Source organism: Streptococcus symci (assembly GCF_006385165.1).
Lineage (GTDB): Bacteria > Bacillota > Bacilli > Lactobacillales > Streptococcaceae > Streptococcus > Streptococcus symci.
The window spans coordinates 96735-119817 of the sequence record NZ_VFJA01000004.1 but is presented as its reverse complement, the minus strand read 5'-3'; the positions used below and the strand labels follow the sequence as shown (position 1 = coordinate 119817).

At 39.6% G+C, this 23083-nt stretch carries 22 protein-coding genes; 12 read left to right on the top strand and 10 right to left on the bottom strand.

Annotated features, from left to right (window positions below; genetic code table 11):
* Positions 1-100 precede the first annotated feature (100 nt).
* The 4 genes from FJN11_RS08845 to rpsI all read left to right on the top strand — a co-directional run bounded on the left by FJN11_RS08845 (position 101) and on the right by rpsI (position 3263).
* Positions 101-994: an ABC transporter ATP-binding protein gene (locus FJN11_RS08845; protein WP_042750069.1), complete on the top strand. Its 894-nt coding sequence runs from the start codon at positions 101-103 to the stop codon at positions 992-994.
* The gene (locus FJN11_RS08840; RefSeq protein WP_140224493.1) at positions 991-2190 is read left to right on the top strand and encodes an ABC transporter permease; all 1200 of its coding nucleotides are present in this window, start codon (positions 991-993) and stop codon (positions 2188-2190) included. Before FJN11_RS08845 ends, FJN11_RS08840 begins: the two co-directional genes overlap by 4 nt.
* Positions 2191-2405: 215 nt before the next feature.
* A complete protein-coding gene (gene rplM, locus FJN11_RS08835) occupies positions 2406-2852 on the top strand; it encodes a 50S ribosomal protein L13 (protein WP_001044624.1) in 447 nt (148 codons plus the stop codon).
* Positions 2853-2870: 18 nt separating this feature from the next.
* Complete coding sequence (gene rpsI, locus FJN11_RS08830; protein ID WP_000075976.1) at positions 2871-3263, top strand: 30S ribosomal protein S9; 393 nt, start codon at positions 2871-2873, stop codon at positions 3261-3263.
* A 492-nt stretch (positions 3264-3755) separates the two neighbouring features.
* On the opposite strand, the gene FJN11_RS08825 is transcribed toward rpsI, so the two are convergent.
* From FJN11_RS08825 to FJN11_RS08815, 3 genes are read right to left on the bottom strand one after another with little or no spacing between them, the layout of a single operon-like run.
* A complete protein-coding gene (locus FJN11_RS08825) occupies positions 3756-4421 on the bottom strand; it encodes a hypothetical protein (protein ID WP_049486648.1) in 666 nt (221 codons plus the stop codon).
* Between the two features lie 58 nt (positions 4422-4479).
* A complete protein-coding gene (locus FJN11_RS08820; RefSeq protein WP_140224492.1) occupies positions 4480-5316 on the bottom strand; it encodes a VanW family protein in 837 nt (278 codons plus the stop codon).
* A complete protein-coding gene (locus tag FJN11_RS08815) occupies positions 5300-5848 on the bottom strand; it encodes a YqeG family HAD IIIA-type phosphatase (protein WP_049509859.1) in 549 nt (182 codons plus the stop codon). Before FJN11_RS08815 ends, FJN11_RS08820 begins: the two co-directional genes overlap by 17 nt.
* A gap of 237 nt (positions 5849-6085) precedes the next feature.
* On the opposite strand from FJN11_RS08815, the gene FJN11_RS08810 reads away from it, so the two are divergent.
* The 4 genes from FJN11_RS08810 to FJN11_RS08795 are packed head-to-tail and all read left to right on the top strand — an operon-like array spanning position 6086 to position 8851.
* Entirely contained in the window at positions 6086-6772 is a 687-nt protein-coding gene (locus FJN11_RS08810; RefSeq protein WP_084861943.1) for an XRE family transcriptional regulator, read from the top strand.
* Between the two features lie 3 nt (positions 6773-6775).
* Entirely contained in the window at positions 6776-8191 is a 1416-nt protein-coding gene (locus FJN11_RS08805; protein ID WP_064276377.1) for a Y-family DNA polymerase, read from the top strand.
* Positions 8188-8550 carry a hypothetical protein gene (locus tag FJN11_RS08800; protein ID WP_140224491.1) on the top strand — a complete coding sequence of 121 codons (363 nt, stop codon included), beginning with the start codon at positions 8188-8190 and terminating at the stop codon, positions 8548-8550. Before FJN11_RS08805 ends, FJN11_RS08800 begins: the two co-directional genes overlap by 4 nt.
* A complete protein-coding gene (locus FJN11_RS08795; protein WP_049552606.1) occupies positions 8543-8851 on the top strand; it encodes a DUF5960 family protein in 309 nt (102 codons plus the stop codon). Before FJN11_RS08800 ends, FJN11_RS08795 begins: the two co-directional genes overlap by 8 nt.
* A gap of 293 nt (positions 8852-9144) precedes the next feature.
* Here FJN11_RS08795 and FJN11_RS08790 read toward each other — a convergent pair whose 3' ends face one another.
* The 7 genes from FJN11_RS08790 to FJN11_RS08760 all read right to left on the bottom strand — a co-directional run bounded on the left by FJN11_RS08790 (position 9145) and on the right by FJN11_RS08760 (position 18311).
* Positions 9145-15555 (bottom strand): alpha-L-fucosidase, encoded by a 6411-nt coding sequence (locus FJN11_RS08790; RefSeq protein WP_140224489.1) that lies wholly within the window; start codon positions 15553-15555, stop codon positions 9145-9147.
* A gap of 335 nt (positions 15556-15890) precedes the next feature.
* Entirely contained in the window at positions 15891-16367 is a 477-nt protein-coding gene (locus FJN11_RS08785; protein WP_140224488.1) for a glutathione peroxidase, read from the bottom strand.
* Positions 16364-16942, bottom strand: coding sequence for a DUF3278 domain-containing protein (locus tag FJN11_RS08780; RefSeq protein ID WP_140224486.1), 579 nt, complete (start codon positions 16940-16942; stop codon positions 16364-16366). Before FJN11_RS08780 ends, FJN11_RS08785 begins: the two co-directional genes overlap by 4 nt.
* A 26-nt stretch (positions 16943-16968) precedes the next feature.
* Positions 16969-17295: a hypothetical protein gene (locus FJN11_RS08775; protein ID WP_140224485.1), complete on the bottom strand. Its 327-nt coding sequence runs from the start codon at positions 17293-17295 to the stop codon at positions 16969-16971.
* Positions 17296-17305: 10 nt separating this feature from the next.
* Positions 17306-17548, bottom strand: coding sequence for a hypothetical protein (locus FJN11_RS08770; protein ID WP_140224484.1), 243 nt, complete (start codon positions 17546-17548; stop codon positions 17306-17308).
* A gap of 10 nt (positions 17549-17558) precedes the next feature.
* A complete protein-coding gene (locus FJN11_RS08765) occupies positions 17559-18101 on the bottom strand; it encodes a DUF3278 domain-containing protein (protein WP_140224482.1) in 543 nt (180 codons plus the stop codon).
* A gap of 15 nt (positions 18102-18116) precedes the next feature.
* Positions 18117-18311, bottom strand: a complete 195-nt coding sequence (locus FJN11_RS08760; RefSeq protein ID WP_001082470.1) for a helix-turn-helix transcriptional regulator — start codon at positions 18309-18311, stop codon at positions 18117-18119.
* A gap of 166 nt (positions 18312-18477) precedes the next feature.
* Between FJN11_RS08760 and rsmH the strand changes: the two genes are divergently transcribed.
* From rsmH to mraY, 4 genes are read left to right on the top strand one after another with little or no spacing between them, the layout of a single operon-like run.
* The gene (gene rsmH, locus FJN11_RS08755) at positions 18478-19428 is read left to right on the top strand and encodes a 16S rRNA (cytosine(1402)-N(4))-methyltransferase RsmH (RefSeq protein ID WP_140224481.1); all 951 of its coding nucleotides are present in this window, start codon (positions 18478-18480) and stop codon (positions 19426-19428) included.
* A gap of 9 nt (positions 19429-19437) precedes the next feature.
* Entirely contained in the window at positions 19438-19755 is a 318-nt protein-coding gene (gene ftsL, locus FJN11_RS08750) for a cell division protein FtsL (RefSeq protein WP_000227824.1), read from the top strand.
* A gap of 3 nt (positions 19756-19758) precedes the next feature.
* Entirely contained in the window at positions 19759-22011 is a 2253-nt protein-coding gene (gene pbp2x, locus FJN11_RS08745; protein ID WP_140224479.1) for a penicillin-binding protein PBP2X, read from the top strand.
* A 1-nt stretch (position 22012) separates the two neighbouring features.
* Positions 22013-22993 (top strand): phospho-N-acetylmuramoyl-pentapeptide-transferase, encoded by a 981-nt coding sequence (gene mraY, locus FJN11_RS08740; protein WP_140224478.1) that lies wholly within the window; start codon positions 22013-22015, stop codon positions 22991-22993.
* The last annotated feature ends 90 nt before the right edge of the window (positions 22994-23083 follow it).

Sequence of the window (23083 nt, the reverse complement as noted above, 5' to 3'; positions counted from 1 at the left end):
AAGATTTTTTACTAAAATGAGGATGATAAAATGGACAGAAATCATTGTAAAGGCTATCAAAAAGGAGTATAATGAGTGCAAGACATTTCGGAGGTGAAAGATGCTAGAAGTAAGAAGTCTAGAGAAAAGTTTTGGATCCAAGCAAGTTTTGTTTGGTATTAACTTTCAAGCGCGACCAGGTCGTATTTTGGGATTAGTAGGGAAAAATGGTGCTGGGAAGACAACGATTTTCCATAGTATTTTGAAATTTTTAGAATACCAGGGAGAAATCAGTCTAGATGGTCAGGATATTCGTCAGGAGACTTACGCTCGGATTGGCTATCTACCTGAAGAACGCAGTCTCATGCCTAAATTGACAGTCCTTGAACAAGTTCGTTACTTGGCGACTCTAAAAGGTATGGACGCTAAGGAAATCAAGGAAAAACTCCCTCAATGGATGAAGAGGTTGGAAGTGAAAGGAAAGCTGACAGATAAAATTAAGAGTCTGTCAAAAGGAAATCAGCAGAAGATTCAGCTCATTATTACTCTGATTCATGAGCCAGACTTGATTATCTTGGATGAGCCTTTCAGTGGATTGGACCCAGTCAATACAGAATTGCTCAAGCAAGTCATTTTTCAGGAAAAAGAGCGCGGAGCAACCATTATCTTTTCTGATCATGTCATGACCAATGTTGAGGAGCTTTGTGACGATATTCTCATGATTCGAGATGGCCGTGTGGTCTTGCATGGACCAGTTCAGGATGTTCGCAATCAATACGGGAAAACGCGTCTCTTTGTTTCAAGTGAACGAAGCAAGGAAGAATTGGAAAACCTTCCTCATGTCAAACAGGTGAGCTTGACCAAACAAGGCAGTTGGAAATTGATCTTGGAGGATGAGAGCGCTGGAAGGGAACTCTTCCCAATCTTGACTCAGGGGCAATACATCGCAACCTTTGACCAGCAAGCGCCAACAATCGATGAAATCTTTAAACTAGAATCAGGGGTGGAAGTATGAGAAATATGTGGGTTGTAATGAAGGAAACCTATCTTCGACATGTCAAATCGTGGAGTTTCTTCTTTATGGTGATTTCACCATTCTTGTTTATCGGTCTCTCTGGAGGAATTGGCTATCTCCAAGGGTCTTCTATGGCTAAGAATAGTAAGATAGCAGTAGTAACAACTGTGCCATCTGTGGGAGATGGGCTTAAGGGTACCAACGGTATCAACTTTGATTATCAGGATGAAGCCAGTGCCCAAGCTGCTATCAAAGATGAGAAAATCAAGGGTTACCTAACCATTGACCAAGAGGACAGCGTCCTCAAGGCCGTCTATCATGGTGAAACTTCTCTTGAGAGTGCTATTAAGCTAGGAGTAACGAGCAAGTTAAATGAGCTTCAAGATCAACTCAATCGTTCGGCAGCCAATTTGTCACAAGAACAGGAAAAACGCTTGGAACAAACAGTTAACTTTACGGAGAAAATTGATGAATCCAAGGAAAACAAAAAAATTGTTCAAACCATTGCGGCCGCAGGGCTTGGTTTCTTCCTTTATATGATTTTGATTACCTATGCTAGTGTCACTGCTCAGGAAGTGGCTAGCGAGAAAGGAACCAAAATTATGGAGGTGGTCTTCTCTAGTATCCAAGCTAGTCATTATTTCTACGCTCGCATGCTGGCTCTGCTTCTTGTGATTTTGACCCATATTGGCATTTATGTCGTGGGTGGACTTGCTGCCATTCTTCTCTTTAAAGACCTACCAATCTTGGCACAATCTGGTATTTTAAACCATATAGGAGAGGCTTTCTCGCTCAACACCTTATTGTTTGTCTTGGTTAGCCTCTTTATGTACGTTGTTTTAGCAGCCTTCCTAGGTTCTATGGTTTCTCGTCCTGAGGACTCAGGAAAAGCCTTGTCGCCTTTGATGATTTTGATTATAGGTGGTTTTTTTGGAGTGACAGCTCTAGGTGCAGCTGGTGACAATCTCATCTTGAAGATTGGTTCATATATTCCCTTTATTTCGACTTTCTTCATGCCATTTAGAGCTATTAATGGTTATGCAAATGGGTTAGAAGCTTGGATTTCCCTTGCTATTACGATTGCTTTTGCAGTAACGGCAACAGTCTTTATCGGACGTATGTATGCTAGTCTCGTTCTGCAAACAGATGATTTAGGTCCTTGGAAAACCTTTAAACGTGCCTTATCTTATAAATAGAAGAGCCTCGCGAAAGCGAGGTTTTTTAGAGATAAAAAGAGTGGAATTCAGAAAAATATTTTTCATATCTATTGACTTTTAGGGGTGAAATTTGGTATTATAGTAGGCGGTATTGTTTACCCCATTTGAAAGGCCCCGGAACCTTCCAAATACTTTTCGATGGGAAGGAACACCCATCATCGTAAACAAAAATCGAACTATATATAGGAGAAATCATGAACAAAACAACATTTATGGCTAAACCAGGCCAAGTTGAACGTAAATGGTACGTAGTTGACGCAACTGATGTACCACTTGGACGTCTTTCTGCAGTAGTTGCTAGCGTACTTCGCGGAAAAAACAAACCAACATTTACACCACACACTGATACAGGTGACTTTGTGATTGTTATCAATGCTGAAAAAGTTAAATTGACTGGTAAAAAAGCAACTGATAAAATCTACTACACTCACTCAAACCACCCAGGTGGATTGAAACAAATCTCTGCAGGTGAACTTCGTTCTAAAAATGCAGTACGCTTGATTGAGAAATCAGTTAAAGGTATGCTTCCACACAATACTCTTGGACGCGCTCAAGGTATGAAGTTGAAAGTATTTGTTGGAGCTGAGCACACTCACGCTGCACAACAACCAGAAGTTCTTGACATTTCAGGACTTATCTAAGGAAAGGAACAATAAAGTATGTCACAAGCACAATATACAGGTACTGGACGTCGTAAAAACGCTGTTGCACGCGTTCGCCTTGTTCCAGGAACTGGTAAAATCACTGTTAACAAAAAAGATGTTGAAGAGTACATCCCACACGCTGACCTTCGTCTTGTAATCAACCAACCATTCGCAGTTACTTCAACTGTAGGTTCATACGACGTTTTCGTTAACGTTGTAGGTGGTGGATACGCAGGTCAATCAGGAGCTATCCGTCACGGTATCGCTCGTGCCCTTCTTCAAGTAGACCCAGACTTCCGCGATTCATTGAAACGCGCAGGACTTCTTACACGTGACTCACGTAAAGTTGAACGTAAGAAACCAGGTCTTAAGAAAGCTCGTAAAGCATCACAATTTAGTAAACGTTAATTCGAAAGAATTACTATACTTACAGAGAGCACCTTTCGGGGTGTTCTTTTTGTATTTTCTTACTAAATTGGTGCAATTGACACAGTTGTTGCGACTTTAGTCGCTTACAAATGTGGCTGCAACCTGACGAAGTCAGTTGCCTCAAAACGTTAATCAATACGATACTATCAACGTTTACAGACATTCAAGAGTTTTCTCTTGGATGTCTTTTTTTGTCTAAAAATCAAGAGTTTCCCTAAAAATTTCCACCATTGATTTTTACAGCAGAAACATGAAATATTTTTAATACATATTTTTAAAAATTCTCGATCTTATTTTTAGTATAAAAGTTATAATATCTTTTGCTGAATATTTACTAAAGTGATAGTCAAAATACAAAACTACTCTCAAAAAGTGAGATTAAAAGTCTCACTTTTTGAGAGTAGTTTGTTGATATAAAAGTAAAATTTATTTGATATAGGAGAGTATATTAATTTCAAAGTATACTTTACCTTATTTCTCTATATAATTACAAACATTATTAATCTGTTCGTGAATTTCTGTACCAAATTTTTTTTCAAAAAATGCACTTCCGATTGTAAATGCCCAAGGATTTGTATCAATTACTTCATTCAACCGTTCATAACAATCAATACTTCCGGCCAAACAGACGGGAGCTTGTATGGCTTGAGTAAAAGCATTATTTAGCTCCAAGGGGTCGCCAGTATAACGGTAACCTAGTAAGTCAAAGCCATAGACTCCTTTTTTTAAGTATTCTTTCGCCTGAGAAATCATATTTTCTATAGTACCTTCCAAAATAGATGGACGCTCTTTAATTTCTCCTACGAATGGCATGTACTTTATGTTATTCTCTTTACAAAATTCGTTGATTGAATCAAAGTAGACAGTCCCCATTAAAACATCGCATCCGCATTCTTTTGCAATTCGTGCACCTTGAAGACCATTCTCTTCATCGTATTCCACAACTTCAAGAAAAGTAGTTTTACCGTAAGATTTCATTTCTGAAAATAAAGACTTCATTTCCGAAATTGGAAGTGGTTTTTCTTTAAATCCCCAAAATTCGGCTTTGGTGTTCTTACATGATTCGAAGATTTCTCGTGCATTTTCAATTGTGTGATCATTATGCGTCAGCATAACAATTAATTTAGGTGAGTTCATAAATGTTCCTTTTGATGTTAATTCTAAGTTATTTTTCTTAAAAATAAAAGTACTTAGGTTACTGTCTAATCATTTCTTTAGGAATGAGTTTCGGATCGTACATGACTTTTGAATGATTTTTCAAAATAAGCTCTTTTTCCAAAGTTTGTTCAGTTATTCTATCAAGTTTTTCACGATAAATCATGGAGTTGCGATAGTAATAATTGCCTTCTTTTTTGAAATGATGATTTTCTTCAACTATCTGATAAGTGAACGGAAATTGTGATTCACTTCTTAATTCCCCGAAGAGAATTTCATTTTCAGTCCATGTTCTCAATTGAATAAGTTGGTCAGTATTATTTTTAAAACGATAGTCCTGATGATTATACTGTACAGAAGTTCCATTTGCAAATGGTTTCCGAGTACCTTTATCAGGGTCTAATGCATCAGAGTGAGAATGAAATTCTGTAATTTCCATAGGACTATGAACAATTAAAAGATGAAGCAAGTTAGCTAAATTACATAGCCCGCCACCAATATCAGGTTCTACTTTACCATTAACAATAACTCGCCCTTCCTGGTATCCTTTTTTCTTAGTTGTATTACCAACTAAACTCCAAAAAGAAAATTCTTCTCCTGGATGAATGATAATGTTATTTAGATTTTTACTAGCAATCTGTATGTTGGTAGCTTTTCCTTTTTGAAGAGTAATATCAATTCCAGGACCATGTTTTATCAGTTGGGTAGAATATGATGAAACTAAGTTAGGTAATATCTTTTCTTGACGAATCTTAGAGAATTTTTTTCCTTGTTTAAAGTTCTGGATATGTCGTTTTAGATTTTCTTTTTTTAAAGAGATTTTATATGTTGTAGGACTAATTTCACAAAATAATAGATCCTTATTCCAAAAAACCATGTTGTTTCTCCTTTTTGATCACATCTAAATTTTTATTTTTTTGTCTCAAAAATGGGTAAGTATGAAGTATTAATTTTTCAACCCATCGTTTTTTACCAATTCCGCCTTCTTTAGGATCATATAAAAAATCAACCAAGATAGTGGAGATATTTGCCCGACTAGCTCCCAGGACATCTGTAAAAAGTTGATCTCCAATCATAACTGTTTCAAATGGCTTTAGCTGCATCATGTCAAGAGCTTTTTTAAAGTTCTTAGGATTTGGTTTGTCAGAAAGAGGAATAAAAGGCACAGATAAGTGTTGATTAAATTCTGATATTCTTTCTTCGTCGTTGTTTGACAAAAGAAAAATTTGGAAACCAATGGCTTTGAGATTTTGAAAAAGTTCAATAACTTGTTCTGTAGCAGGGGCACCATGCATCACAAGAGTTTGATCGATATCAAAAATTAATCCTTTAAAACCAAGTTGATACAATCTTTGATAAGGAATATCAAAAACAGTTTTTGCTCGTGCCGCCGGCATGAATGGAAACATATTGTGTAAAGCCTTTCATTGAATATATAACAATAATTCTAGCACATATATAGAACAAGGTCAATACCACTATTAAGTGTGTAGCAGAAATAGATATTCCTAGTAGACAACCGTCCACTTTTTTTATATAATAAAACTAAACCGTATTGGTTGAGTTTTAAAAATATGGATTCAAGCATCGATTAGTCTTTCTAAGGGAGATAATGTCCATTAAAGTATCATAATAGGAGGTGAAGTATGTATCAGCCAGAAAAATTAAAGGCTCGGAGGAAAGAGTTAAAACTGACACAGAAGGAAATTGCAGAGAAACTTGGGATTAGTTTTCAGGCTTACTCGGCTTGGGAACGTGGAGTCAAGGAACCGTCCAAGGAGAAGGTGTTTCAGCTAGAGAATATTTTAAAAGTACCAAAAGGATATTTTACTCAGATCGAGATTGTCCGTCTCTACCATAGCCTCTCCAAGCAAGGGCAGGAGAAGGTTGTTCTCTATGCTCGCAACCTGGCTCAAGAAGAACAGGCTCAGAAAGTGGCTCCCATGCCAGAGCGCCTCTACGAGTACCGTGTTTATGAACGCATGTCAGCAGGGATTGGGGCTTCAGTCTACGATGATCAGAATTTTGATACGGTTTACTTTAATGAGGAACTAGCCCATGATTTTGCGTCCTGGGTGTCTGGGGACTCCATGGAACCTAAATATCAAAATGGTTCAGTAGCTCTGATTCGAGAGACAGGATTTGACTATGATGGGGCTGTTTATGCAGTGGTTTGCAACAACCAGACCTATATCAAACGAGTCTATAGGGAGGAAGATGGCCTGCGTCTGGTCTCTATCAATCCTAAATACAAGGATATTTTCATCTCCTATGAGGAAGATCCTCGGATTGTGGGGATTATCGTTGGGAACTTTGTACCGATGGAGGGCTAGTCAATGGGCTACTTTGATTATTCCAGAGAGCCCAAAAGTGACATTGCCTTTGTCGATATGAAATCCTTTTATGCCAGTGTTGAGTGCGTGAAACGGGGCTTACATCCGCTGAAAACCTCGCTTTGTGTCATGAGTCGCGCGGATAATTCAACTGGTCTTATCCTAGCCTCCTCTCCCCTGTTTAAGAAGATTTTTGGCAAGTCAAATGTTGGTCGGGCCTATGATTTGCCTTTTGATATCAAAACGCGAAAATTTTCCTATTACAATGCTCGAAAGCAAGGGCTACCTACCGACTCAGACTATGTTCGCTACATCGAAGATTGGGCTCAAGTGACCTTGATTGTCCCTCCTCGAATGGACGAGTACATTGCAGTCAATATGGAAATCCAGCGAATCTTTCAGAATTATGGCAGTCCAGATGATATTTATCCCTACTCTATCGATGAGGGCTTTATTGATCTGACTAGTTCACTCAACTATTTCATCCCAGATAAGAGTCTCTCTCGCAAAGACAAGCTGGATCTGCTTTCTGCCCGTATTCAGAGGGATATTTGGAGGCAGACAGGGATCTACTCTACAGTAGGTATGTCCAATGCCAATCCCTTACTAGCCAAGTTGGCTCTGGATAATGAGGCCAAGCACACTCCGACCATGAGGGCCAACTGGTCTTACCAGGATGTGGAAGAGAAGGTCTGGTCCATTCCCAAGATGACCGACTTTTGGGGAATTGGCAGGCGGATGGAGAAACGCTTGCATGCTCTGGGGATTTATTCCATCAAGAAATTGGCAACCAGCAATCCCGACCAGCTAAAAAAAGCTCTGGGTCAGGCTGGTCTTCGTTTGTGGTTTCATGCTAACGGGATTGATGAGAGCAATGTTCATAAGCCCTATAAAGCCAAATCCAAGGGCTTGGGGAATTCTCAAATCTTGCCGAGAGACTACGTGAAGCTACGTGATATTGAAATTATTCTCCGGGAAATGGCGGAGCAGGTGGCTATTAGACTGAGAAGGTCTGGCAAGAAAACAACCCTTGTCTCTATCTATGTCGGTTTCTCTAAACAGGAGGTCAGGTCGTCTATTCACACACAAATGAAGGTCGAACCGACCAATAATACAGCTGTCTTAACGGATTATGTTTTGAAGTTATTTCATAACAAATACACTTCAGGAGCAGTCAGAAGTGTTGGAATCAACTATTCAGGATTTGTGGATGAGTCCTTTGGTTTGATATCTCTCTTTGACGATGTTGACAAGTTAGAAAAAGAAGAAAGGCTCCAGACGGCCATTGACTCCATTCGGGAACAATTTGGTTTCACTTCCCTTTTAAGAGCAAATGCACTGGAAGAAGCCTCTAGGAGTCTTGCTAGAAGCAAGCTGATTGGGGGACATTCTGCTGGAGGATTAGATGGATTAAAATGATTGATCGTTCTTATTTACCCTTTCAATCCGCGCGAGATTATCAAGATCCAGGTATGCAGAAGTGGATGGGATTTTACCTTTCAGAACACACCAGTTCGCTCAGTGAAGAAAAAAGCCGGGTTGATTTTTCGATGGATTTGACTCCAGATGAGAAGTTGCACTTGCTTTCTCAGCTTTATGTTGGCCAACTTAGGGGAAGTTTTGTGCTAAAGGAAAAGAAGCAGAAAACCACTATCATCGGTGTGGTGAGAGAGTTATCGCCTCAGACTCTATCTATTAGGACAAACGAGGGATATAGGTTGATAGATGTTGCAGATGTCCTCGAAATTCGACTGTGGGAGGAGGGAGTTTATGACTAGAAAAGAGCTGTATGAAAACAAACTGCAGATGGATTATTTTTCAGATAACTATATTCGTTTTGAAGAGGATTTTCAAAAATACTCTGCCATGAACGTACCCTTGACTTTCTTGATTGATGACATCCTACGAACCATGGCGATGAATCAGAAAAACTACTTTGTTTTAAACAAGGAAAATGCCAAGGATGGGCGGGAGCATAGATTTTATTTTAGGGTGGTAACGGAGAAAGAGTGTCCCAGAAATAGGATCTATGTATATGCCGGAGTTAAAATAGTGGCTAGTAGATTTGGTAGGAGATGAGCTCGTTCTCTGGTGTACACTATTGTAGTTATCTGCGGAGAGCTTGCAGCAGATTATTATGGTATTTCTGATTAAATCAGATAAGAGCTCCATCTTTTTGGATGATTGTGTACTTGATATCGTAGTTGAATTCGAAAATACTTATCCCAAATAATCATTCTGTTTTATAGATACTAAGATATCCATAGAAATTTATGGATATTTTTTGATTTATATATAGAAAAAGAGAAGACCGGCTGGCCTTCTCTTTGGGGGAGCTAGAATCATTGAAAAGAATTAAGTAAAGATTTTAATTAGTCTTTGAAATTCTTTTGGAAGATGAGTAGAGACAATACTGAAGTAATAGCAGCCAAGAATAAGAAGGCATTTGCTTCTTGCTCTCCAGTTTCTGGGAGTTGTTTTTCCTTGTCTTGTTTAACTGTAGTAGCAACAGGTGCTTTTTCATCTTTTCTTGGTGAATCTTCTGTTACAACTGCAGGAGCTGGTTTTTCAGTTTCTCTAGGTAGAACATACTCAGGGAGAGTCACAACTGGTGGCGCCTCTGTTCCTATAGAACTTTGTTTAGTTCCAACCTCAATTACTCTATCTAGAGCTGGAGTTGATTCAGTTTGAACTATCTTACGATTGCTACCATCTACTTCGACATACTCGATTATAGCACCATCTTTCCCTTCTGCTAGAACTTTCTCTTTTCCTTTATCTAAGTTTGGATTTTCATGACGGATAGTCTTGAATGGTACTGCCTTCTTGACAATATCCAAACTTGGAAGTTTAAAGACAAGGTCCTTAACTCCTTCTTCAGGACTTGAAGAAGTAATTGGTTTTTCAGGTTCTTTTGGTAGAAGGTACTCAGGAAGAGTCACAACTGGTGGAGTATCTGTTCCTACAGAACTTTGTTTAGTCCCAACTTCAATCACTCGGTCTAGAGCTGGAGTTGATTCGGTTTGAACTACCTTACGATTGCTGCCATCTACTTCGATATACTCGATTATAGCACCATCTTTCCCTTCTGATAGAACTTGTTCTTTCCCTTTGTCTAATTGTGGATTTTCGCGACGGATAGTCTTGAATGGTACTGCCTTCTTAACAATCTCCAAACTTGGGAGTTGGAAGACAAGCTCTTTAACCCCTTCTTCAGGACTTGAAGAAGTAATTGGTTTTTCAGGTTGTTTCGGTTCAACCGGTTGTTCTGGTTGGCTAGGTTGCAATTGCTTGATTTGTTCAAGAGCCTTATTGAGAGCTTTATTGACATCTTCTTGAGTCTTAGCCTCTTGAATGGCTGCGATTGCTTTATCAGTAATTTCAACTAATTTTTTCTTAGCATCGTTGTTAGCACCAAGCTCAGCCACTTTTTTCTCGATAGCTTCAGTCAGGCTAGCCATAGCCTTATCATAATTGATTTCAGGCTGTTCCGGTTGTTTTGGTTCAACTGGTTGTTCTGGTTGGCTAGGTTGCAATTGCTTGATTTGTTCAAGAGCCTTATTGAGGGCTTTATTGACGTCTTCTTGAGTCTTGGCTTCTTGGATAGCTGCGATTGCTTTATCAGTAATTTCAACTAATTTCTTCTTAGCATCGTTGTTAGTACCAAGTTCAGCCACTTTTTTCTCGATAGCTTCAGTCAGGCTAGCCATAGCCTTATCATAATTGATTTCAGGCTGTTCAGGTTGTTTCGGTTCAACTGGTTGTTCTGGTTGGCTAGGTTGCAATTGCTTGATTTGTTCAAGAGCGTTATTGAGGGCTTTGTTGACGTCTTCTTGAGTCTTGGCTTCTTGGATAGCTGCGATTGCTTTATCAGTAATTTCAACTAATCTCTTCTTAGCATCGTTGTTGGCACCAAGCTCAGCCACTTTTTTCTTGATAGCTTCAGTCAAGCTAGTCATATCCTTATCGTAATTGATTTCAGGCTGTTCCGGTTGTTTTGGTTCAACTGGTTGTTCTGGACTTGTTTCGTCTCCAGGTTTTCGGTAATTTTCGTCTTTGCTAAGAATATCTTGCAAAGCAGTGACTGTTGACATCACATCTTGTACATTTACAGTATCAGAACTTAATTGTGCAGTGAGTTTATCAAGATTAGACTTGAACGCTTGGCGTGCAGTTGCTGTATTTTTCAAACCACTTGGATCAAAGTTAGATAAGTCGTCTTTCCATTTAGAGAGAGATTGAAGGATTTGTGTTTTGCTGTAGAGTTCACTTCCTTCACCACGAGTGATGAATTGATCCACCTGGATACCGATGTTTCGAGACAAATCGTTTCGATCAGGATCTAGTTGAAGGGTGACTGCGTGCAAGTTTTCATCAAGACCTTTTAGGCTAACCAGAGTTTGATTGCCTTGACGTTGAGCAGCGTGACCGCTAAAGTATTTCTTGCCCTCAATAGTCGACGCATTTCCCATGCCGTCTTGGTAAGGAACTTCTTTGCCATCTAGGAAGACTTTGTAGATACCATGATTTGGATCAACATAGCCCTTGATATCAAGTCCAGTACCGTAGAAGTAGGCTGTGACAGTTGTCTTTTTCTTTTGTTCATCAGTTAAGCGACCAAAGGAAGCCCAAGACTCCGTTTTTTGGTACTTGTCTGCTGAATTGGTTTCATGGTGCCAGCCAGGACTGTAATCCAACTGACTAGCTTGGTCATCATAACTTGTTTGATCCTTGATCAGCAATTCAGCTTTCATCACTTGGATGGTTGCATCGGTAGCAAAACCGAGTAAAGCACCATCAGAAACAGAAGTGAGCTTGGCTTTGAAGTCAAAGATAGAGTCGGCTTGTTCTGTAAAGTCAATCGTTGGGATGGTAACAGTCTTTTCTGTTTCTCCATCTTCAAAAGTCACATCTTGAGTTGTATCTTGGTAAACTTTACCGTGAACCCCAGTTCCAGGTTCTGTGATGAAGCGAACAGTAGCAGTACCCTTGCTTCCACCAACACGTTTAATTTTAACAGTGACTGGTTTTCCTTTTTCGACTTCGTAAGAAGTTGCTTCAAGCTCAAACATACCCTTGCTGTTATTGTTTAGAGTGTAGATTCCTTCTGTAGCAATTGGTTCACCTGTTTTATTAACAAGGGTAATGGTATGTTGGCCAGGTGCTAAATCGTCTGTTTCATATACTTTTTGGCTGCGTTTACGGCTAGTGTTCTTAGTTTGCACATCCGCAACTTTTTGGCCATCAACGTAGACGGACATTTCTCCATGACCTGGGTCAACTGTAGAGACGACATAGGCCTTGGTTCCTGTGAAAGTATAGCTTACTTTGGCATCTTTTTGATTGGTCCACATAGAAGTACCACGAACACCTTCAGATTCATTGTACCAAGTTGTACCGGCTGTATCCGCTGTTGTATTTGAGTGGTATTCAAGTCCAAGAGGGTAGCCGTCTGTCTTTTCGATACTACTTGGTGTCTTGTAGACTGAGAAGTTGGTTAAGATTGGAGTTGCTTGAGCACCAGTGATAGTTACACGGATTTTTTGTGCTTCTACAGGTTTACCTTGAATCAAGCGACGGTAACCAACAGTTGAACCTTCCCCGTAAGTCACCCAGCGTCCGTTGATTTCGACTTCAATCTTGAAACCAGAGATACGTTGACCTTTGGCAATGTCTTCCTTAAGTTCGACAACGTCAAAGCGTCTCTTTTGTCCTAAATCGACTGTGAAACTACCAGTTGTGGCATCATTTGAGAGCGCCCAGCTAGTATCATCTTTACCGTCTGTCAGGTGACTTTCCTTGTAAAGGTGGTTTTGACGAGTAGAACTTGCTGTTACAGTGGCACCTTTGGCGAAGTCAGTCGCATACATTTGGTCTAGGGTTGCTTTGAACTCCTTCAAGCGAGCTACATCCGCATCTGCAAATTTTCCTTCTTTGTTTGGTGGAATATTGAGAAGGAGTGGGGTTCCACGACCAACAGACTTGAAGTAGATGTCCATCAATTCTTTGAGAGATTTTGGCTGCTGGTTATCGTGGTAGAACCAACCAGAACGGATTGAAACGTCTGCTTCTCCTACAGAGTACATATCTCCGTCAGGGTCACCGTGGTTAAGGTATTCGTTCTTAACATTTTCGGTGATGTTTGCTTTCTTGACCTTATGCCATACAGGGTCACCGGCGATACCACGCTCATTTCCAATCCAACGGATACTTGTTGGTTCGGCAGAGAAGATAGCGATATCTCCTTCAGCTTCCTTGATGTATTTGAACCACTCATCAAAAGTGTAGGTTACTTTTTGGGCACCGCTACCGCGTGCTCCATCCATCCAAACTTCGATAAATTTACCCTTATTACCGTATTTTGGATTACCAAGGATTTCTTTTAGTTGATTGAGGTAGTATTCGTTGTATTCTTTTTGAGTAGCTACCTTATATTTAGGGCTATTAACATCCCATGGTGATAGGTAAACACCCATGTTCATATCGTATTTAGTAGCCGATTTAGAGATTTCTTCTAAAAGATCACCCTTTCCATCTTTCCATGGACTTGCAGCTACGGTATGATTTGTATATTTAGATGGGTAAATAACGAAACCATCGTGGTGTTTGACAACCATAATAGTTCGTTTAAAGCCAGTTTCCTTTAGAGTACGGATCCATTGATCTGTATCTAAGTTAGTTGGATTGAAGTTTTTAGGGTCTTCATTTCCATGTCCCCACTCAGAATTAGTATAAGTATTCATACCATAGTGGATAAAGGCAGCTAATTCTTCCTTGTGATAATCAAGTTGAGCCTTGCTTGGAAGGGGACCGTGATTTCCAATTTCTGTTTCTTGATCTTCTGGATGAGCAGCAGGTAAAACAGTTGAAGTCGGATTAGAGCTATCAGAGATTTTTTCGTATTCAAAGACAACATCATTCACACCCTTGTGCTGGATGCTGGCTTCTAAGCGTGGAGTGATTGCGCGGTAGCCTGCGATTTCTTTTGCTTCAAAAGTGTTTACAAAGGAAACATCGTATTCTTTTCCGTCATTATTATCAGTAACAACATCTGCTAATTCTTGCTCTGAGCCTTTCAAACGATAATGAATGGCAAATGAACCTTTATTCACTTTATAAACCACCTTGATGACCCGTGTTCCTGGAGCTGTTTTGCTGACGACGTTGTAGGTCCACTCATCTTTGAGTTGTTTGTTGATTTCGACGCCATCAATAGAGACAATCTGGTATTTCTCTTGATTTTTTGTATAGAAGTCAGTCTTAGCGATTTCTTTTTTGAAGTTATAATCAAAAGCTGTTCCAACTTCAGTTTTTTCAACAAAAGTATCATCAGTTTTGATTGGATTACCAGTTTCATCTACGTGTTGAACAACTACACGTCCGTAATCGATTCCTTTAATGAGTGTCGCAACACCATTTTCATCGAAAGAATATTGATTTTCACCAATAACAGCAGTTTTATTTCTGAACATTTCTCCTTCAGGAGTAAAGTAATATCGTTTCCCGTTATCACCTTGGTACCAACCTTTGACGCCATATTTTGCGATAATATCTTTTACCCATTTGACTTGCTCAGGTGAGAGGACGATCCCACCACCGAAACGGTCTTTGTCAGGGATGCCGTTTTCAATTGTGCCGTGTTGGTGAACACCGACTACTTTACCATCACTGTTGATAATACCAGCACCTGAAAGGCCTGAAACAGAAGTCATATGATAGGTGATGCCTTTTGAGCCTTTATCATCATAATTATCAACAGATTTCACGACACCATCAGCCTTGTAAAGTTGACCAGCTACAATTGGTTTTTTGAGCTCAGGTGAGCTTGAGTCAGTTGGATACCCAATCGTGCTAACAGGGTCCCCTGGTTGATAGGTTTTGTTTTCTGCCAAAGGAACAAAGGTAGCAGCTTTATTTGGACTAGCGATTTGAAGAGGAACAGGTGCTACAACAGCAGCCAAGTCATTTTGATATCCTTTTCCAAATTCTTTCTTGTTCCAAAAATGAATATCTTCTTCTTTGAATAGAGTAGTATTACCCGTTACAGGTTGAGAATTGCGAACAGCAGAATTAGAACCGAGGTTATAGTAAAACTTAGCAGAATCTCCGCCTCGAATATGTCCTTCTTTTGTATCACGGTTTGATTCTAAAAAGTTGTGGGCAACAGTCAAGATGACATTTGGTGCCACAAAAATACCAGAACCAGACACGATATAGCGTTGGGAACCACCATTGTAAATAGTGTAAATCATACTAGCAGCAGTAGCAGGTTGTCCTTCATAAGGGACGTGCTTCAAATCTAGACCACCGTTGATAATCGCACGATTACCATTTTCAGCTTCTTTTGGAAGTTCTTCCTTGTTTTTTAGAATGCTTTCTGTCTCAACTTTAGGGCTATCCTTCTTGTCTACGATTGCTGAAGTATCTATGTTTTTAACAGGTGCATCAGGATAAGCTTGATCGTGGATTTCTTCAGGAAGCAAGTCAGTAGTTTTAGTTTCTGCTACAGTCTTCTCTTCTACTGGTTTAACAGTTTTCTCTGCTTTCTCTGACTCTTGAGGTGTAGAAATTACAGGACTTTCATTTTTGACTTCTGGTTTGATTTTTTCAACTTCGGCCAATTTTTCTACATTTGGTTGAGAGCTTGTAGTTTCAATTTTTGCTTCGTCAGCTAGTGCTGTACCAGATGCAAAAAAAGCGAGTCCGACCATAACCGAAGCAACTCCAACGGTTAATTTTCTGATGCTAAAAGTTTGCTCTTTTTCAAAAAGGTATCGATTCATAATGTACTCCTAGTTTGAATCAAGACAGTCAGCTACTGTCTGAGCCCAAGTATGACTTGGAAACGATTTTCTTTAGCGATAGTTAGATTTTGTGCAATAGTTTGAGACTAATTACCCCCTCTGTTTAAGCGCTTTCATTTTAGAATAAAAAAATTAAAATTGTTATCTTAATCTTTAAAATAACCTAAAAACCTTAACATAACAAATATACTAAATTGTTCCAAGAAATGCAATAGAGAAAGTAAACCTAATTTAAAGAAATTCTTTCACTTTTTAAAGAAAAAAATACATCCTTTCAAGAATTAAACTGAATGAAAGAATGTATTCAAAAAAAGTCAGAGTAATTTTTGTATCGCCTCTTCAATTTGTTTAGGGTCTGTTTTTGAAGAGAAGCGTTCAAAGACCTGCCCATCTCGACCGATGAGAAACTTAGCGAAATTCCATTCGATTCGTTTTCCTAGTGGGCCAGATTTTTGTTCTTTCAACCAAACATAGAGGGGATCTGCTTCCTTACCGTTGACCTTGATCTTGGCAAAACGTGGGAAGGTGGTTTGATAATGTAGGCTACAGAAGGTGTTGATTTCCTCTGCGCTGCCTGGTGCTTGTCCCATAAACTGATTGCAAGGGAAGTCTAAAATCTCAAAACCTTGTTCTTGATAGCGATCATAGAGTTCTTGAAGTCCTTGGTACTGGGGCGTTAAACCACATCCAGTAGCAGTGTTGACAACCAAGAGAACCTTGCCACGATAGGTCTCTAGTGGAGTTTCTTGATGGTCTTGGTTCAAGACTGAAAAATCGTATAGTGAAGTCATTGCTTGCTTTTCTCCTTCTGTTTGATATTTTTAGGAGTTTTCTCCTCCTGTAGTGATAGAAATCCGTAGGTCAGGGTTCCAAAAATGCTACCGATAATCAGACCATACATCAGCAATGGAACACTTTTATCGAATTGCACGAGCAACTTTCCAAAATCTGAAAGGGACATCTGCTGAACGAAGACTTTATGAAAGATGAGTAGGGTAAAGAGGCCAATCTGAAGACCGATAAACACAATCCAGCTTCGAAATTTGATTTGGGCTTTGCTGTAGGTTTTGAGGATGATTTCTGACTTGTCATCTTTTTCCAGATGGAGTTCTTTGACGGCTTTTTGAGTTTTTAAGGTAATGAAAAAAATGAGTCCAGAGTAAACGTAGGGCATGGCATAGCGAACGACCTCTATGAAGCGTCCAAATAACAGATAAAACAAGAAGAGAAAGAAGGAAGAATAAACGATTTGGACCATGGAACGGGCACAGGCTTTGTAGATAATCTCTTGCCGGCATTCATCAAAAGGGCCTTGAATATGAAAGAGATTTCGGAGTAGGCGAGTGGTCAAGTCTTCTTTTTTCATGCTAGTAACCTCCTAAGTGAGCGGTTTTACTGATTTTCTTTTACGAATTGATAGAGATAATAAAGATAAGTAATAGAAGAAAGGATAGCGATAGTTAGCAGTATATAATATTTCCAATTGCTTGAAATGAGCGTCAGTTGTGGTAAGGATAGAATCATAAAGTATAGTGCTAAGTTAAGTGTGCGCGTTTTTGGGGAGTCAATCTTTAGATAAGTCAGTACTTTGTTAAGTGCTAGAATAAAGACTAGCACGAGGAATGTCTCGTCGATTGGCAAGTTCCCTGAAATGATGATGAAGATGAGCAGAGAACTGAACAAAAGATGATAGGTCAGTAAAGTTAGTAATGATTTCATAGGGCACCTCCTAATCTTGGTCTTTTTTAGTTTTTGCAATACGAAGTGAGTCGACAATATGTATCATCACTCCGAAAAAGAAAGCTCCCAGTATAGTTTTAAAAATATGTTTTGTATTTAGAAGAGAACTGATAAAATTTGGATTTTCACTTGTTAGAGTATCAATGAGTGGAATTATAAAAAATATCACTGTTCCATAAATCGAACCTGCTTTTAGACCAGGATAACGTAACTGCTTCTTTTCTTTTTTCATGAGTTTCCTCCTAATCCTCATCTTGATCTTTCTTAGCTTTTTCAATGCGACGGGAGATGAGGAACTGTATGCTTGCTCCGAAGAAGATAGAACCGAGAATGCTTGATACTCCATTTCTTATAGTGAGAAGAGAATGAAAATAGTCCTGACTGTCACCTATGAGTATACTGAGAAGAGGAGTTATAAAAAACATCCATAGACCAAAGAACAAACCTGCTTTAAGACCTGGGTAGTATAGTTGCTTACTTTCTTTCTCACTCAGCATATCTGGTTCAATAGTTGTAATCCCTGTTTTTTGCATTTGGTAGGTGAGATAGCCAGCAGCGATGAGGGCAATCACTAAAATCAGAGGAGGATAGATTAGAGCCACTTCTTGAGGGTATTTATAGGCCAGAAGGAGTGGAATAAGATTTCCGAAAATCATCAGATAAAAGAGGATGATAAAGACTTGGTTACCGATACGATCGGCCTCACGCCGTTTGTATTCGTCAAGGGGACCAGAATTACCGTATGTGCGTTTGATCAGTTTTTCAGTAAAGGTTTCTTTTTTCATGAGTTGGCTCCTTTTTTAAAAATCATCCTCCCAAAAGAGACTGTTGAGATCAGTTTGGAGGCTGCGGGCGAGATTGAGACAGAGTTCCAGGGTTGGATTGTACTTGTCGTTTTCAATCATATTGATGGTTTGTCTCGAGACACCGATATCCTTGGCGAGTTCGAGCTGGGAAATGCCCAGTTCCTTGCGAAATTCTTTCACACGATTCATCTGGACTCCTTTCTGATTTGTGTCGTATATATTTGACTATATTATATTCTTCTATGGAGTAGATGTCAAGCATATTTGACATATTTCTTAAAGAAATCTTACTTGTTTTTGGTCTATTTGTCTGACTAGTGCAAGCTAGTCAGATTTGTGGTAAAATAGATAAGATATGACAAAAGAATTTCATCATGTAACGGTCTTACTCCACGAAACGATTGATATGCTCGACGTAAAGCCTGAGGGTATCTACGTTGATGCGACCTTGGGTGGAGCAGGCCATAGCGAATATTTATTAAGCAAATTAAGTGAAAAAGGCCATCTCTATGCCTTTGACCAGGACCAGAATGCCATTGACAATGCGCAAAAACGTTTGGCACCTTACATTGAAAAGGGGATGGTGACTTTTATCAAGGATAATTTCCGTCATTTACAGGCACGTTTGCGCGAAGCTGGTGTTCAGGAAATTGATGGAATTTGTTATGACTTGGGAGTGTCTAGTCCTCAATTGGACCAGCGTGAGCGTGGTTTTTCTTATAAAAAGGATGCGCCACTGGACATGCGGATGAATCAGGAAGCGAGTCTGACAGCCTATGAAGTGGTGAACCACTATGACTATCATGACTTGGTTCGTATTTTCTTCAAATATGGCGAGGACAAATTCTCTAAACAGATTGCGCGTAAGATTGAACAAGCACGTGAAGTCAAGCCAATCGAGACAACGACGGAGTTGGCAGAAATTATCAAGTCGTCCAAACCTGCCAAGGAGCTCAAGAAGAAGGGCCATCCTGCCAAACAGATCTTCCAGGCTATTCGAATTGAAGTCAATGATGAACTGGGGGCGGCAGATGAATCTATCCAGCAGGCTATGGATATGTTGGCTCTAGATGGTAGAATCTCAGTGATTACCTTCCATTCACTAGAAGACCGCTTGACCAAGCAATTGTTCAAGGAAGCTTCAACGGTTGAAGTTCCAAAAGGTTTGCCTTTCATCCCAGATGATCTCAAGCCTAAGATGGAATTGGTGTCCCGTAAGCCAATCTTGCCAAGTGCAGAAGAGTTAGAAGCCAATAACCGCTCGCACTCAGCTAAGTTGCGCGTGGCCAGAAAAATTCACAAGTAAGAGGAAAAAATGGTAGATAAGAAAGAAACAACCAGTCAATTCTTGCAGAATCGTATCAAAAAATTCTCACGTGTGGAGAAGGCTTTTTATCTTTCCATCGCATTTACAGCTCTCGTTTTAGCAGTGAGTATCATCTTTATGCAGACACGACTTTTGCAAGTGCAAAGTGATTTGACGAAAATCAATGCGCAGATAGAGGAGAAGAAAACAGAGCTGGACGATGCCAAGCAGGAAGTGAATGAATTGATTCGTTCAGAGCGTTTGAAAGAGATTGCAGATAAAAAAGATTTGAAATTGAATAATGAAAATATCCGAACAGCGGAGTAAGATATGAAATGGACAGAAAAAATAACCCGATTTGCGATCAAAAATCGTAAATCTCCAGCAAAAAACCGTAGGATAGTTGGTAAGTACCTCAGCTTTGTAGCGGTTGCCCTTTTTGGTCTCTTTTTGGCCAATTTTGCTTATATTATCGCGAAAGGTAATATATTTGGTACTGACTTAGTAAAAGAAGCTAAAAAGGTTCACCAAACAACCCGAACAGTTCCTGCCAAGCGTGGAACTATCTATGACCGAAATGGAGTGCCTATCGCAGAAGATGCGACCTCTTATAACGTCTATGCTGTTATTGACAAAAAATACAAGTCAGCAACGGGTAAAATTCTTTATGTAGAGGATTCGCAGTTTAATAAGGTAGCTGAAGTCTTCCATAAGTATTTGGATATGGATGAGGCTTATGTGAAAGAGCAACTGGCTCAACCAAATCTGACCCAAGTTTCCTTTGGTGCAAAAGGAAATGGGATTACATATGCCAATATGATGGCTATTAAAAAAGATTTGAAAGATGCTAGTGTGGAAGGGATTGACTTTACAACTAGCCCTAACAGAAGCTATCCAAATGGCCAATTTGCTTCTAGTTTTATTGGCTTAGCCCAACTTCATGAAAATGAGGATGGTAGTAAGAGTTTGTTAGGGACTTCTGGTTTGGAGAGTTCTTTAAATACCATTCTTGCTGGGACAGACGGTATTATTACCTATGAAAAAGACCGTGTAGGAAATATCGTACCAGGTACAGAACTGGTATCGCAACAAACTGTGGATGGCAAGGATGTTTATACAACATTGTCTAGTCCGCTACAATCTTTCATGGAAACTCAGATGGATGCCTTTCTAGAAAAAGTAAAAGGTAAGTATATGACCGCGACCTTGGTCAGTGCAAAGACCGGTGAAATCCTCGCTACCACCCAACGACCTACCTTTAATGCAGATACTAAAGAAGGAATCACTGAGGACTTTGTTTGGCGTGACATTCTTTATCAAAGTAACTATGAACCAGGATCAGGCATGAAGGTTATGACGTTAGCTTCTTCTATTGATAATAATACCTTCCCAAGTGGAGAATACTTCAATAGCAGTGAATTTAAAATGGCGGATGCGACGACTCGAGATTGGGATGTTAATGAAGGTTTGACTACTGGTAGTATGATGACTTTCTTACAAGGTTTCGCTCACTCCAGTAATGTTGGAATGAGTCTACTTGAACAAAAAATGGGAGATGCTACTTGGTTGGATTATCTAAAACGCTTTAAATTTGGGGTTCCAACTCGCTTTGGCTTGACAGATGAATACGCTGGTCAACTTCCAGCTGATAATATTGTTAGTATTGCTCAAAGCTCATTTGGGCAAGGAATTTCAGTGACACAAACACAAATGCTTCGTGCCTTTACAGCTATTGCTAATGATGGAGTTATGCTGGAGCCAAAATTTATAAGTGCTATTTATGATACTAACAATCAGTCTGTACGTAAGTCACAAAAAGAAATAGTAGGAAATCCTGTTTCCAAAGAGGCAGCAAGCACAACTCGAAATCACATGATCTTAGTTGGGACGGACCCTCTATATGGAACTATGTATAATCACTACACAGGAAAGCCAATTATAACAGTTCCTGGACAAAATGTAGCAGTTAAATCCGGTACGGCTCAAATCGCTGATGAGAAAAATGGAGGATACTTGGTTGGTTCTACCAATTATATTTTCTCAGTTGTGACTATGAATCCTGCTGAAAATCCTGATTTTATCTTGTATGTAACGGTTCAACAGCCTGAGCATTATTCAGGTATCCAGTTGGGAGAATTTGCCACCCCAATCTTGGAGCGGGCTTCAGCTATGAAAGAATCTCTCAATCTTCAATCTCCAGCCAAAAATTTAGATAAAGTTACGACAGAATCTTCTTATGCAATGCCTAGCATCAAGGATATTTCACCTGGTGAGTTGGCGGAAGCCTTACGCCGAAATATTGTGCAACCAATCGTTGTAGGTACTGGAACAAAGATTAAAGAGACTTCTGTAGAAGAAGGGACCAATCTTGCACCAAACCAACAAGTTCTCCTTTTATCGGATAAGGTAGAAGAAATTCCAGACATGTATGGCTGGAAAAAAGAGACTGCCGAGACCTTTGCTAAATGGTTGGATATTGAACTGGAATTTGAAGGTTCAGGTTCCGTTGTTCAGAAGCAAGATGTTCGGACTAATACAGCTATCAAAAACATTAAAAAAATTAAATTAACTTTAGGAGACTAATATGTTTATTTCTATTAGTGCTGGAATTGTGACATTTTTACTAACTTTAGTAGGAATTCCGGCCTTTATCCAATTTTATAGAAAGGCGCAAATTACAGGCCAGCAGATGCATGAGGATGTTAAACAGCACCAGGCAAAAGCTGGGACTCCTACAATGGGGGGACTTGTTTTCCTCATTGCTGCAGTTGTGGTGAGTTTCCTCGTCGCTCTTTTTTCGAAACAATTGACCAATAATGTTGGTATGATTTTGTTTATTTTGGTCTTGTATGGCTTGGTTGGTTTTTTAGATGACTTTCTCAAGGTCTTCCGAAAGATCAATGAGGGGCTAAACCCCAAACAGAAATTGGCTCTTCAGCTGCTAGGTGGCGTCATTTTCTACCTTTTTTATGAGCGTGGGGGCGATATGCTCTCTGTCTTTGGCTACCAAGTGCATTTAGGGATTTTCTATATTGTCTTCGCTCTTTTCTGGCTAGTCGGTTTTTCAAACGCAGTCAACTTGACAGATGGTATTGACGGTCTAGCTAGTATTTCCGTTGTGATTAGCTTGTCTGCCTATGGAGTTATTGCCTATGTGCAAGGTCAGATGGATATCCTTCTAGTGATTCTTGCCATGATTGGTGGTTTGCTTGGTTTCTTCGTCTTTAACCATAAGCCTGCTAAAGTCTTTATGGGGGATGTGGGAAGTTTGGCCCTAGGTGGAATGTTGGCAGCTATCTCTATGGCCCTCCACCAAGAATGGACTCTCTTGATTATCGGAATTGTTTATGTCTTTGAAACAACTTCGGTCATGATGCAAGTCAGTTATTTTAAACTGACAGGTGGTAAACGTATTTTCCGTATGACGCCTGTGCATCATCATTTTGAGCTTGGAGGATTGTCTGGTAAGGGAAGTCCTTGGAGCGAGTGGAAGGTTGATTTTCTCTTTTGGGGAGTGGGGCTATTAGCAAGTCTCTTTACACTAGCAATTTTATACCTACTGTAAAAAAATAATTTAGTGTTTCGATTGTATTACACGAAAACGGACAATAGTAACGTATGCAGATGGTCTAGTAGAAAATATAAAGTAATCAAA